This window comes from Paenibacillus lentimorbus NRRL B-30488 (genome assembly GCF_000411595.1).
Lineage (GTDB): Bacteria > Bacillota > Bacilli > Bacillales > Bacillaceae > Bacillus > Bacillus velezensis.
In genome coordinates this window covers 99,707-112,857 of the sequence record NZ_ANAT01000004.1, presented here as the reverse complement: position 1 = coordinate 112,857, position 13,151 = coordinate 99,707, and the positions used below count along the sequence as shown (strand labels likewise).

The window sequence follows — 13,151 nt, the reverse complement described above, 5'->3', positions numbered from 1 at the left end:
AATAACCATGACAAGGAATTCTATCAGGAAATCGGCCAAAAAGGCGGAGAAGCTACAAGCAAAAATCATGACAAAGATTTTTATAAGGAAATCGGCCAAAAAGGCGGAAACAGACGAAGCAGCTAATAAAAGCATAAAAGGCAGACAACCTGCAGATCAAAAGCGATCCGGCACATCAGCTGGATCGCTTTTTATTTTGGGGAAATCTTGATCTGAGCCGCCGTTACGATACAATAAAATGAAAAAGGGGTTTTTCACTCGTGTCTGACATGCTGAATTTGCTCGCTATCGCCAATAAAGTCAAAGAAAAACACGACAATTTTTCAATCGCGGAGATCAATGACCACTGTGTGCGCCTCGCAGTGTTTACGGGAGAATATGACTGGCACCATCACCCTGACTCAGATGAATGGTTCATCGTTCTGGAAGGTGAGCTGCTGATCGATTTTAAGGACAAAGAAACCGCAGTGCTCAAAGCAAATGACAGCCTGCTCATCCCGAAAGGCACGATTCACCGCACCCGCTCTTACGTCAGAACCGTGAATCTCTGTGTCGAGCATACGCATGCGAAAACAGTCATCACAGAGGAACGGTCATGCTGATCAAAAAGATTGTATGTGAAACAGACGCTGCAAACGCTGAAGCATTTGGGCAAGCACAGTCAAGGTGGGGAGCATTATCATGTGTAAATGGCTTCGTCAAACAGGCCGGCGGCTGGCGGAAAAACGCAGACGGCCTGTTCATCGCAGAGATCATCAGCGTTTGGGAGAACAGACAGGCCTATGATGATTTTATGGAGAACGAACATGACCGCATATACGAAGAAAACGAGCAGAAGGCTGCGATTCTTTCAATAGAAGTGATGCTGTACGAGGGGGATGAACCTGTCATTCACGAGCTGTTACATCACCCGGACATCCGATACGAACCGGACTGGACAGTTGTGCGCACATAAAAAAAGCCCCTTTAGAGGCTTTTTTATTTTCGTCCGGGAAGCGTGTTGTGGACATACGGCGGGACGGGGTCCAGCTTAGCTATTTCGCCGTGCGCTTTCGGTTCCTTTTCGTATTCAAATGGTTCTCCGTCCGGCGCTGTTTCCTTCAGCCAATTTTGTTCAGCGCTTTCTGCTCCATCTGAGAAATGAATAAGCTTATGGGAGAATGACTGTTTTTCCAGCGCCTTCGGGAATGTGGAAGGAACGATCGGACCTTCCTGTTCTTCTAATTCTTTAATGGCCGCAAGCCATTGGTTTTGATGCATGGTATCGCGGGCCAATAAAAAGCTGAGCATATCTTTCACGCCTTTATCATCGGTCATTTCATACAGGCGTGCGACTTGAAGCCTTCCTTGTGATTCGGCGTTCAGATTGGCGCGGAAGTCTGCCAGAAGGTTTCCGCTTGCGACGATATAGCCTGCGCTCCACGGAACGCCCGTGCTGCTCTCCGGCATTGCGCCGAGTCCTGAGACAATGGCATGATGCGGATTCATCCCGCCTAAAATGGACCCGATGACCGGATCATCAGCCGCTTTTTCCTGCTCTGCCAGCGGGGCGTCTTCTAACAGTCTCGCAATCATCGTCGCGATCATTTCGACATGGCCGATTTCTTCCGTCGCGGTATCCATCAGAAGATCCTTATATTTTTCATTGCCCCGTGTATTCCATCCTTGGAACAAATATTGCATGGCGACGGATATTTCCCCGTATTGTCCCCCTAAAATTTCCTGCATCTTTTTTGCGAACAGCGGGTCAGGACGATCCGGTTTTGCCGGGTGCTGCAGTTTTTTCGTATGTGTAAACATGTCTCCATCTCCTTTTTTTGCTCTGTCCCTATTTACTTCCCCGGCGGGAAAAGGGATGAAACGGAGATGGGCGTATTGGTCCTGCTAAGGCTCGCGGCGCAAGGATAACAAATCCTGCACAAGCCCGCGGCCGATCACCTGTTCATATTGTCCGTAAATCGGGTCGAGGCGTTTCATCCATGTGTTCTTTTCCGCTTTGCTCAGCACATGAATATGAATGGATGAATTCTTCTTTATCTCTTCAAGCTGGTCTTTATTCATTTTCTCAGCGGAGGCTTCGTTCCATTCCGTCGTTTCTCTCATCGCCTCCGTTAAGATGGTTCTCGTTTTTTCTGTCTGCGAATTCCAGAAATGTTCGTCGGTCATCACGGCATAACCGAGGTACCCGTGATTGCTGATTGTCAAATAATCTTGAACATTATAAAATTTTTTAGAATAGATATTTGAAATCGTATTTTCCTCTCCGTCTACGAGATTGCTTTCCAAGAGCTGAAACGTGGAATTAAAGGAATCCTGCCGCGGGTGCGCGCCGAGCAGGCGGTACTGGTCTTCGATCACGCTGCTCGGCATGATCCTGAGCGCCTGTCCTTTCAAGTCGTCCGGAGTGAAGATCGGTCCTTTATTTGACGTGAGCTGCTTAAACCCGTTCGTCCAGTACGCCAGTCCTTTCAAATGATGCTTTTCTAATGAAGCGAACAGGCGTGTGCCGATTTTGCCGCTGAGGCCTTCTTGCACGGCTTTATAGTTTGTAAACGCGTACGGCAGATCCAAAACACCCCATTCGGGAGACAGTGATCCGAGCTTTGAGGTGGAGGGGGCGATGAATTGCACGTCCCCGTTTTGGAGGGCGTTTATTTCTTCATTATCTGAATAGAGGCTCCCGTTGGGAAATACCTCTACTTTAATGGTACCGCCGGACTTTTGATAGACCAGGTCGGCAAATTTATTCGCCGCCCGCCCTTTAGGCGTGTTTTCAGCCACGACATGGCTGAATTTGAAAACCATTTGATCTTTCAGGCCTTCCTGTTCGTCATCATAATACGGTTCTTCCGTTGAGAAACGATCATGAAAGCCGATGAATAAAGCGGTTCCGATACCGAGTACCATCAGGCTGAGACAAGTCAGCAAGCTTTTCATCGAAAACCCCCTCCGCCATTTTCTATAACAAGCATAATCGGGCGGGCCGTTTTCGTAAAGAGACGGAAAGGAAGAGGCCAATGACGAAAAAAAAGCTTACCATCCGCTGGAAAATCACCATACTTTCGTATATCGTCGTGCTTTTTACCTTTTTGATCGTCGGCATCGTGCTGATCGGCAATATCCAGCATACAGAGGAGCGCGAGCTGAAAAAACGGCTGATGAATACCGCGCGGACGGTATCTGAGATGACCGATGTCAAACGCGCCCTGGAGCAGAAAAAACAAAGGGAAGACGTGCGCCATGCGGTCGAAGAAATAAGGATCATCAATGAAGCGGACTACATCGTCGTCATGGATATGGATCATATCCGCTATTCACATCCCGTCAGCACAATGATCGGAAAGCGTTCAAGGGGTGAGGACGAAGCCGCGGCGTTCGCCGAGCACATTTATTTTTCCGAAGCAAAGGGAGAGATCGGCACCGCCGTCCGCGCTTTTTATCCCATCAAAGACCGGGATTTGAATCAGATCGGTGTCGTTCTGGCCGGTAAAACGCTGCCCGGATTCGGTGAAATTCTTCTTCAGCTGAAACATGAAATACTGTTTATCGTTCTGCTGGCGCTCGGGTTCGGACTGGCCGGCTCCTTTTTGCTGGCCCGCCACATCAAAAACAAATGTTTTGGCTGGAGCCCCATGAGATCGTGAGAATGTATGAGGAACGGACCGCAACGTTTCATTCAATGAATGAGGGCGTCATTGCGATCGATAATCAGCATCACATCACCATTTTTAATGAAAAAGCGAAGCAGATATTCAATGTCAGACAAGAGACCGACGGCAGGCTGATCTGGGACGTGTTAAAAGATTCGCGGCTCCCAGAAATCGTCGAGCGGAACCGAGCCGTATATAATGAAGAAATCCAAGTCAGCGGAAAGGTGATCATGAGCAGCAGAATTCCGATCGTCATGAAAAAGAAGGTCATCGGAGCCGTCGCCATTTTTCAGGACAGGACGGAAGCGGCGAAAATGGCGGAAGAACTGACAGGTGTGAAAAATTTTGTCGATGCGCTCAGAGTCCAAAATCATGAACATATGAACAAGCTTCACACCATCGCGGGGCTGATTCAGCTCGGAAAATCAGAAAAAGCGCTCCAGCTTGCTTTTAAGGAATCATCAGAACAAGAAAGCGTCACTGATTTTCTTCATCAGGCCATTCAGAATGACGCTGCGGCGGGGCTGCTGTTAAGCAAAATCAAAAGAGGAAAAGAGCTTGGCATTTCTGTGAAAATTGATGAAAACAGCAGTTTCTCGGCATTTCCGGAGCATGTCGACCAGCATGACATCGTCGTCCTGCTCGGCAATTTAATTGAAAATGCGTTCGGCGCATTCGAAACAGCGGACACGGAGGACAAACATATTGACATCAGTATCGAGCAAAATGATGAAGTGCTTGCTATATTAATAGAAGACAACGGAAGCGGGATTTCCGATCAGCACATCCCGCGCCTTTATGAAAAAGGGTTTACCGTCAATAAAACGGGAGGAACGGGATACGGCTTGTACCTCGTCAAACAAATCGTCGACAAAGGGATGGGCGTGATTGAAGTCGACACACGGCAGGGACAGGGAACGGCATTTTCTATATTATTTCCGATGAAGGGGGAGGAATCATTCGATGGACATCAAGGTGCTGCTTATTGAAGATGATCCGATGGTGCAGGAGGTGAATAAAGAATTTATCACCGGTGTTTCGGGGTTCAGCGTCATCGCCACGGCCGCTGACGGAGACGAGGGAATCAGGCTTATAAAAGATCTGCGGCCCGGGCTCGTGGTATTAGACGTATACATGCCGAAAAAAGACGGAATTAAAACACTCCAGGAAATCAGAAAACAAAAGCTCGAAGTGGACGTCATCATCGTCTCGGCCGCAAAAGACAAAGAAACAATCCAGCTTATGCTGCAAAACGGTGCGGCCGACTATATTTTGAAGCCGTTTAAGCTGGAGCGGATGAGGCAGGCGCTCGAAAACTATAAACAATATAAACGGAAAATTGAAGAGCATGACACCATGTCGCAAGAGCAGCTTGACATGCTGCTTAAAATTCCGCAAAATCCGTCCCGGGATCTGCCGAAGGGGTTAAATCATTTTACGATGAATGAAATTTTGACCTATATAAAACAGCAGACGGAGCCGCTTTCAGCTGAAGAAGCCGCCAAAGCGCTCGGAATCGCAAGGGTGACGGCGCGGCGTTATCTTGATTTTCTTGAGAAGGACGGCCAGATTAAGCTCGACATTCAATACGGGGGAGTGGGACGGCCGGTTAACCGCTACAAATTCGTCCGCTAGCCGAGACCAAAAAGACCAAAATGTCCGTTATGATCATAAGCTTCCCCTCCTTATATGAAAACGCTATCATTTTTGTATAGACGCAGCGAGAGGCAAGGGGGAGTAGGGATGAAAATTTTCAAAAATCTTACGGTGCAGGTCATCACGGCGGTTATTATCGGCGTCATTGTCGGACTCGTATGGCCTGATGCCGGGAAGCAGATGAAGCCGCTCGGCGATACATTTATCAATGCGGTAAAAATGATTATCGCACCGATCATATTCCTGACGATCGTGCTTGGCATCGCCAAGATGGGAGACATGAAAAAAGTCGGCAAAGTCGGGGGAAAAGCATTTATTTATTTTGAAGTCGTGACCACCATTGCCCTTATTATCGGACTTCTGGTCGTCAATATCATGAAACCCGGTGAGGGCCTTGATTACAGCAAGCTTGAAAAAGGGGATGTCTCTCAGTACACCCAAAACGGGGGACAGGGGATTGACTGGATTGAATTTATCACTCACATCGTTCCGTCAAATATGGTTGACGCTTTCGCAAAAGGCGACATTCTTCAGGTCTTATTCTTTTCTGTTTTATTCGGTGTCGGCCTGGCGGCGCTCGGTGAAAGAGGCAAAAGCATTATTGATTTCTTCGATAAACTGTCGCACGTTTTTTTCAAAATCATCGGCTACATCATGCGCGCGGCGCCGATCGGCGCATTCGGGGCCATGGCCTATACGATCGGTCACTTCGGCCTTGATTCCATCAAGCCGCTGGCGAGTCTGATGCTGTCTGTATACGTTACGATGTTCCTGTTTGTATTTGTCGCTTTGAATATCATTTGCAAACTATTCGGTTTCAGCTTGTGGAACTATCTCCGTTTTATTAAAGATGAACTGCTCATCGTTCTCGGCACAAGTTCTTCTGAGTCCGTCCTTCCGCGGATGATGGATAAAATGGAGCGTTACGGCTGTTCCAAATCGGTTGTCGGCCTTGTCATTCCGACGGGATATTCTTTTAACCTGGACGGCACCTCGATTTATCTGTCCATGGCGACGGTTTTTCTGGCGCAGGTATTCGGCGTTGACCTTACCATCGGCCAGCAGGTTACGATCATTCTCGTGCTGATGCTGACATCAAAAGGCGCGGCGGGCGTAACCGGAAGCGGATTTATCGTGCTCGCCTCCACTTTATCGGCGCTTCAGGTTATTCCGCTGGAGGGACTGGCGCTGCTCCTCGGCGTTGACCGCTTTATGAGTGAAGGAAGGGCGATCGTCAACCTGATCGGAAACGGAATCGCCACCATCATCGTAGCCAAGAGCGAAAATGAGTTTGACGAAGCGAAAAGCACACAGGCCGTAAAAGAAATGAAAACGGCGGTATAAAAGGAAAGGAACGGCATGCATCCGGCATGCCGTTCTTTTTTTCGGCTGCCATGAGTAAAAAAGATAAATTTGTTTAAATTTATTAGGAGGTGGACAAAGACCTTAGCGTCATTTTGTTATATAATTTACAATTAGAGAGTGAAAGATGAAATCTAAGGGCTTTTTGTCCTAGCAGGAGTGTATAAATGGCGGCTATTTTTAAATTTTTTCAGCATCCGGGTGTCAGACGTTTTTCCGTTTTTCTTGTTTTGACTGGGGTGTTAGTTGTATTCCGAAGTATGATTAATTTGATTTTGCTTACGTTTATTTTTACTTTTCTGATGGATCGGCTGGAGACTGTCATCCGGCATGTGTTGAACCATTTTTTCCGGATCAGCCAGAGGGTGGTCATCACCATTTTATATATTGCGCTGGCTGTCGGGGCGACTGTCGGAGGCTTTGTCTTTTACCCGATTGTTGCCAAGCAGATTGAACAGCTGATTAAGCAGATCAAGCACATCGCGTATCATCCCGATGTCATTCCGTTTTATGATGAGATATCGAGCGTGTTCGGCGATATCAATATCGGTTCCTATGTAAAAGAAGGTTTTAATGTACTGTATACATACTTGGCCGATATCAGCACTTTCGGTTTGCAGGTCGTGATGTCACTGATTCTCAGCATGTTTTTCCTGTTCGAGAAAAAGCGGCTCACGGAGTTTATGAAAAAATTTCAGCACAGCAAGCTGTCTGTTTTTACTACGAACTTGCTTATTTCGGCAGCAAATTTGCGAGAACATTCGGCAAAGTGCTTGAAGCCCAATTTATTATCGCGCTGGTGAACTGTATCCTCACCTTGATCGCATTGGCCATTCTGCATTTTCCGCAGCTGTTCGGCCTGTCCATCATGGTCTTTTTCCTCGGGCTTATTCCCGTTGCGGGTGTGGTGATTTCGCTCATTCCGCTCAGCATCATCGCGTATACGACGGGCGGCGCAGCGTATGTCATCTACATCGTGCTGGTCATTTTCGTCATCCATGCGATTGAGACGTACTTCCTTAATCCGAAACTGATGTCAGCGAAAACGGAACTGCCGATCTTTTTTACCTTTACGGTTCTGATTTTCTCAGAACATTTCTTCGGCATTTGGGGCTTGATTATCGGAATTCCGATTTTTGTGTTCCTGCTTGATATTCTGGATGTCGTCAATAATGAGGACAAGGAAAAAAACGGACCGGCTCCTGATAAGACATAACGTCGGCTCCGGCTCTTCACGAATATATGACTAATGTTATAATGCAGACAGTGCCTATGTACGGGCACTGTTTATTTTTTGTGAAAAAGGAGGAAGGCTGTATGACTGAGCCGATTTTACATATTGAAGGCCTTGACAAAACAATAGGCAAAAAGCACATTTTAAAAACATCAGCATGGATGTCAGGCAGGGCGAGATCATCGGTTTGCTCGGTCCGAACGGGTCGGGAAAAACCACACTTATCCGAATCATCGTCGGCCTTTTAAAGAAAACAGCGGCACGATTACAATTAACGGCTTTCAGCACGATGCTGATTTCGAAAAAGCGCTTGAATCCGTCGGAGCGATCGTGGAAAATCCTGAATTCTACCCGTACCTGACGGGGTGGGAAAATCTGAAGCACTTTGCCAACATGCACAAAAACATCAAAGAGGACAGGCTTCAGGAAGTCATCGAGCGGGTCGGGCTCACAAATGCCGTTCATGACAAAGTTAAAACGTATTCCCTTGGCATGCGTCAGCGTCTCGGGATTGCACAGGCCATTCTTCACCGTCCGAATCTGCTCATTTTAGATGAACCGACAAACGGGCTTGATCCCGGCGGAATGAAGGATTTCCGCGATCACTTAAAGGAACTCGCGGAGCTTGAAGGGACGAGCATCCTTTTTGCGACGCATTTATTGCGTGAAGTGGAGGACCTTTGCGACCGTGTCATCATCATTCAAAAAGGTGAGATCAAAACAGAGGTTGTTCTGCGCGGCGCTGCGGAAAAAGAAGAAAAAGCCATCCTCGACATTCAGCCGGCTGACGCAGCATTCGAATGGCTGTCCCAGCAGCAATTCGTTCCGAAGAAAAACGGCGGGAGCATTACCGTCACCGTAGCGAAGAAGGACATCCCGGCATTAAACCGTGCGCTCGTCGGACAAGACTTTCTCGTGTATTCCATCATGCCGTATGCGGAATCGCTGGAGGATGAATTCATGAAAGTGACGACGGCGCTTCAAGAGGAGGGGGAGACGAATGTTTAAATTGACAGCGAATGAGCATATGAAGCTCTTTAACCGAAAAGTCTCATTAGTGGCGCTGATTCTGATGGCCGTTCTCCAATTTATTATGGCGCTTGTCATTAAACGGCTTGTCATCAGTTCCGGAACGGATGAGAATTTCATCGGCTATATGGCGTACGCCCCCGGGCTGAATATTCTGCTTGAGGCATTAACAATCGTGATCGCGGCGACGATCATTTCCGCTGAATTTGATAAGAAAACGATCAAATTTTTGTTAATCCGCCCGGTAAAGCGGGAGCGGATTTTTGTATCTAAACTCATTACCGTATTTTTGGTCAGCTTGTACCTGTACGCGGCGTACTATATTCTGTCTCTGCTGTTCGGCATGGCTTTCTTCGGAGTGTCGGTGACATCTGAATCAGGGACGCTTCTTGTGAACACCCTGAAAGTAATCGGCACGAACTGGGTCGAGGCGTTTGCGATGGCATGCTTTGGCTTGTTGTGTTCTTCTGTATTCCGAAACAGCGCAACGGCCGTCATTTTGTCATTTATCGTGCTGTACGGCGCAAAATCACTCGTGACGATTATGTCGCTCTTCCAAAACAAATGGGGAAGTTTTCTGCTGTTCGCAAATACTGACCTGACGCAATATATGAGCGGGGCGAAGCCGCTGTTTGCGGGAATGACGCCATTATTTTCCGCAGGCATTATCATTATCCATATCGTATTCTTTTTAGCCGTCGCTTGGTGGAGCTTTTGCAAACGCGATGTTCGGGTATAAAGTAAAGGAATGACATTTTTGTGAAAAAGATCACGATAAATCAATAATTTATGCTATTTTGATTTATAATAAAGGTAATGACGGAGGTGCTCACTTGAGAAATTTTATTACCGCATTACCGATTGTGTTATTGCTTGGTTTTTCCTTTGTGTCATTCATGTTTCAATTCGAACATCTAGTTTATTTCAGGCTTGCGCTGGGTTTGTTTTCTACAGTGGGGCTGTTTCTCTTATATAAAATGAAGACGGGATTCCGTTATTTCATCATCTACCTGTATGCAAGCTGGATCGTGCTTGCGGCGGTTACCGCGTTTGAAGAGCCGATTTTTTCAAGCTTTTTCTTTGGCGGGCTTGTGATGACGATGGGTTATCTCACATATATGCTGATTTATCTCGGGCTCAAGCAGGACCGCGGCCCGGAAGCAGTCTGAACGCGCTATTCCATGGAATAGCGTGTTTTTTTTGTACAGCCTCACAGTTGCGAAACGAGACTTGAATCTCTATAATACTTATTAACTTTATCGGAATTATAATGGGGGGATTCCAGTGTCTTTATGGATACAGAATGAACGGCAGCGGGAATGGATGGAAAAAATCGGCCTGCTTGCAGACGAATTTCAAAAAACAGCCGCGCTTGATGACGAGGCGGGCCGTTTTCCCACGGAGAAAATTCAAAGACTGCGCGACGCGGGATATACGGCGTTAACGGTACCTGAGGCATTCGGAGGTGCAGGCATTTCCGTTTATGATATGGTGCTGCTTCAGGAACGGCTGGCGCAGGGAGACGCGGCCGTTGCTCTCGGAATCGGCTGGCATTTATCCGTCATGGGTGAGCTCGGAGAAGGAAACAGCTGGGATGAAGATGTCTTTTCATTTATCACAGAAGAGGTGAAAAAGGGAGCCGTCCTGAACAGGGCAGCGACGGAACGGCAGACCGGCAGTCCGACGAGGGGAGGAAGACCCGGCACCTCCGCTGTCAAAAAAGAGGGAAAATGGGTGCTGAACGGCCGAAAAACCTTTACAACCCTTTCGCTGACTTTGGATTATATGCTTGTGACGGCATGGATTGAAGAAAACAAACGACCGGTGTTTTTCTCATTCATAAAGATCAGGCAGGCGTTTCAGTCGAAGAAACATGGGATATGATTGCCATGAAGGCGACCGGAAGCCATGATCTCCTTTTAGATCATGTCACGGTCAGTGACGAGCGGCTTGTGGAGCTTATCAGCGGGCCGAGAGCGGCGAAAGTGAATGGCTGGCTGCTTCACATTCCCGCTGCTTATCTGGGCATCGCTCAAGCGGCAAGGGACTATGCCGTCCGGTTTGCATCCGAATATTCGCCGAACAGCCTGAACGGACCGATTAAAGACGTGCCGGCCGTTCAGCAGCGTGTCGGGGAAATGGAGCTTGAATTGTTAAAAGCGAGACAGTTTCTCTTTACGGCGGCGCAAATGTATGATGACCCGAAACGCCGCCCTTTCATCAAAAGCGAGCTCGGCGCGGCAAAACATATTGTGACAAATGCCGTCCTTTCTGTTGTTGACAAAGCAATGAGAATCACCGGCGCAAAAAGCCTGGAGCGAAATAATCCGCTTCAGCGGTATTATCGGGATGCCCGGGCCGGCCTTCACAATCCGCCGATGGACGATGCGGTCATCGGCAAATTAGCGGCAGAAGCCTTTGAGCAATAAAAAAAGAGCCTGAAAAAGGCTCTTTTTATGTATGGCTGTTGTGCCGGAGCAGTTTTTGATGCTTGCGGTCAATTCTGTCATAGATTACATTCATCAGCTTTTGATTTTTCATAATGGCCGCCTTGTTTTCTTTTATCAGCTGTTCGTATGTTTTTATTTTACGTTTCGCCATGAGCCCGCACCTTCCTTACATATTTGTATTCGCTTTCTAATTCTCCAAGCGATAATTCATATAAATGCCGTTCCGACTTTTTGTATATTCCGTTATTGATCAGCAAATGGATCAGATGTTTTTTTCGTCCTTCAACGGATGATCTGAGCTGAGGAGAAGACCTCATGATTACCCTCCTAATCAAATGATATTGATAATCATTATCAGTTAATGAAAGTATACAATGGACATATTCATATGTAAAGGAAAAATACCGCCAATTTTTCGACAAAAGTTTCCCGGGGAATAATGCTGTCGAATATTGCATTTGGTCAGATCAAAGCTGCTATTTTTCCGCTTTTCCATCCATACTATGAATGAGAATGGAGGAGTCCTTACATGAATGATCAAACGGCAAACTTAAAACGGGGCGAAAAAGGCGCGATTCTTAATATCGCCGCGTACCTCATCCTTGCCGCCGTCAAACTGGTGATCGGTCTTATTTATCATTCCGAAGCGCTCAGAGCGGACGGGTTAAATAATGCTACGGATATTGTCGCATCACTGGCTGTGCTGATCGGGCTCCGGATTTCCCAGCGCCCCGCGGACAGTGATCATGCCTACGGACATTATCGGGCTGAAACAATTTCTTCATTAATTGCGTCTTTTATTATGATGGCGGTCGGTATTGAAGTGCTGATCGGAGGAGCAAAGGCGATTGTCAGCGGAACGGAGGCCGAGCCGAGCTTCATTGCGGCATGGACGGCGCTCGGAAGCGCGATTGTCATGTACGGCATGTATGTATATAACAGCCGTCTTGCGGATCGGATTAAAAGTTCTGCGCTTCATGCGGCGGCGAAAGACAGCCGTTCTGACGCCTATGTCAGTATTGGGGCGTTTATAGGCGTCTTAACGGCCCGGCTTCATCTGCCGTGGATTGATCCGGTCATTGCTTTTCTGATCGGAATTATCATCTGTAAGACGGCATGGGACATCTTCAAAGATGCTTCCCACTCATTAACGGACGGGTTTGATCTGAAAGATTTGGAGCCGTATAAACACACAGTGAAAGAAATAAAAGAGGTCAGCAGGCTGAAGGATGTGAAAGCAAGGTATTTGGGGAGCACGGTTCATGTGGAAATGGTCATTACGGTAGATCCGGGACTGTCTGTGAAAGAAGGCCATGAAGTAGCCGATGAAGTCGAATATGCAATAAAACATGAACATGATGTGACTCATGTCCATGTTCATGTAGAGCCTGAAGTCATAAACAAAGATCGTGAAACGAATTAAATATGCTGTGATAAAAACTCTGTGACTTCTTCGGGCGTTTTCGCGTTTGCGCTGTGAAGATGCGCTTTCTTTTCGCCGTTTTTAAAGATCAGAAGGCTCGGTATGCCCATTACCTGATATTTGTCGGCAAGCTCAGGGAGCTCGTCTCTGTTCAGCTCATACCAATCATTTTGATTATATTCTTCCAAAATATCGCCGATGAACATATTCATGCGCGTGCAGTCAGGGCACCAGTCAGCGAAAAATTTCACGATGATTTCCTTGTCGGATTGAATAAGTTCATTAAATTGTTCTGTTGTACTGATTTTTTTCATATGACACATCTCCTTTTCCATGCCATTTTAATA

Annotated in this window: 14 protein-coding genes and 4 pseudogenes; 13 read left to right on the top strand and 5 right to left on the bottom strand. The window is 47.1% G+C overall.

What is annotated here, in order from left to right; genetic code table 11:
• From D368_RS00780 to D368_RS00770, 3 genes are all read left to right on the top strand, one after another.
• A partial coding sequence (locus D368_RS00780; RefSeq protein ID WP_303621160.1) for a KGG domain-containing protein occupies positions 1-126 on the top strand: 126 nt, incomplete at its 5' end.
• A gap of 134 nt (positions 127-260) precedes the next feature.
• Entirely contained in the window at positions 261-602 is a 342-nt protein-coding gene (locus tag D368_RS00775; protein ID WP_014304387.1) for a cupin domain-containing protein, read from the top strand.
• The gene (locus D368_RS00770) at positions 596-955 is read left to right on the top strand and encodes a YdbC family protein (RefSeq protein WP_077721829.1); all 360 of its coding nucleotides are present in this window, start codon (positions 596-598) and stop codon (positions 953-955) included. Before D368_RS00775 ends, D368_RS00770 begins: the two co-directional genes overlap by 7 nt.
• 23 nt (positions 956-978) lie before the next feature.
• On the opposite strand, the gene D368_RS00765 is transcribed toward D368_RS00770, so the two are convergent.
• Positions 979-1,800: a manganese catalase gene (locus D368_RS00765; RefSeq protein WP_003156225.1), complete on the bottom strand. Its 822-nt coding sequence runs from the start codon at positions 1,798-1,800 to the stop codon at positions 979-981.
• Positions 1,801-1,884: 84 nt separating this feature from the next.
• On the bottom strand, positions 1,885-2,937 hold the full coding sequence (locus D368_RS00760) for a TRAP transporter substrate-binding protein (RefSeq protein WP_077721830.1): 1,053 nt from the start codon (positions 2,935-2,937) through the stop codon (positions 1,885-1,887).
• Between the two features lie 80 nt (positions 2,938-3,017).
• Here D368_RS00760 and dctS point away from each other — a divergent pair.
• The 9 genes and pseudogenes from dctS (at position 3,018) to D368_RS00720 (ending at position 11,360) form a co-directional block, all read left to right on the top strand.
• A pseudogene (dctS, locus tag D368_RS00755) lies at positions 3,018-4,639 on the top strand (two-component system sensor histidine kinase DctS).
• Positions 4,614-5,285, top strand: coding sequence for a two-component system response regulator DctR (gene dctR / locus D368_RS00750; protein ID WP_106067987.1), 672 nt, complete (start codon positions 4,614-4,616; stop codon positions 5,283-5,285). Before dctS ends, dctR begins: the two are co-directional and overlap by 26 nt.
• Positions 5,286-5,393: 108 nt before the next feature.
• The gene (gene dctP, locus D368_RS00745) at positions 5,394-6,650 is read left to right on the top strand and encodes a C4-dicarboxylate transporter DctP (protein ID WP_058906576.1); all 1,257 of its coding nucleotides are present in this window, start codon (positions 5,394-5,396) and stop codon (positions 6,648-6,650) included.
• Positions 6,651-6,835: 185 nt separating this feature from the next.
• Positions 6,836-7,884: pseudogene (locus D368_RS00740) on the top strand (AI-2E family transporter).
• A gap of 175 nt (positions 7,885-8,059) precedes the next feature.
• Positions 8,060-8,409 (top strand): annotated as a pseudogene (locus D368_RS19770) (ATP-binding cassette domain-containing protein); the annotation flags it as partial.
• Positions 8,395-8,910: an AAA family ATPase gene (locus tag D368_RS19765; protein ID WP_486129184.1), complete on the top strand. Its 516-nt coding sequence runs from the start codon at positions 8,395-8,397 to the stop codon at positions 8,908-8,910. The pseudogene D368_RS19770 and the gene D368_RS19765, both read left to right, overlap by 15 nt.
• 19 nt (positions 8,911-8,929) lie before the next feature.
• On the top strand, positions 8,930-9,670 hold the full coding sequence (locus tag D368_RS00730) for an ABC transporter permease (protein WP_088005483.1): 741 nt from the start codon (positions 8,930-8,932) through the stop codon (positions 9,668-9,670).
• A gap of 94 nt (positions 9,671-9,764) precedes the next feature.
• A complete protein-coding gene (locus D368_RS00725) occupies positions 9,765-10,100 on the top strand; it encodes a hypothetical protein (RefSeq protein WP_003156210.1) in 336 nt (111 codons plus the stop codon).
• A gap of 115 nt (positions 10,101-10,215) precedes the next feature.
• A pseudogene (locus D368_RS00720) lies at positions 10,216-11,360 on the top strand (acyl-CoA dehydrogenase family protein).
• Positions 11,361-11,385: 25 nt separating this feature from the next.
• On the opposite strand, the gene fbpB reads toward D368_RS00720, so the two are convergent.
• Both fbpB and D368_RS00710 read right to left on the bottom strand, forming a co-directional pair.
• On the bottom strand, positions 11,386-11,532 hold the full coding sequence (gene fbpB / locus D368_RS00715; protein ID WP_071392108.1) for a Fur-regulated basic protein FbpB: 147 nt from the start codon (positions 11,530-11,532) through the stop codon (positions 11,386-11,388).
• On the bottom strand, positions 11,519-11,698 hold the full coding sequence (locus D368_RS00710) for a Fur-regulated basic protein FbpA (protein WP_003156203.1): 180 nt from the start codon (positions 11,696-11,698) through the stop codon (positions 11,519-11,521). The genes fbpB and D368_RS00710 overlap by 14 nt, the downstream gene beginning before the upstream one ends.
• 212 nt (positions 11,699-11,910) lie before the next feature.
• Between D368_RS00710 and D368_RS00705 the strand changes: the two genes are divergently transcribed.
• Positions 11,911-12,804: a cation diffusion facilitator family transporter gene (locus D368_RS00705; protein ID WP_071392107.1), complete on the top strand. Its 894-nt coding sequence runs from the start codon at positions 11,911-11,913 to the stop codon at positions 12,802-12,804.
• Here D368_RS00705 and D368_RS00700 read toward each other — a convergent pair.
• On the bottom strand, positions 12,801-13,118 hold the full coding sequence (locus D368_RS00700; RefSeq protein ID WP_003156200.1) for a thioredoxin family protein: 318 nt from the start codon (positions 13,116-13,118) through the stop codon (positions 12,801-12,803). The genes D368_RS00705 and D368_RS00700 overlap by 4 nt on opposite strands.
• Between the last annotated feature and the right edge of the window lie 33 nt (positions 13,119-13,151).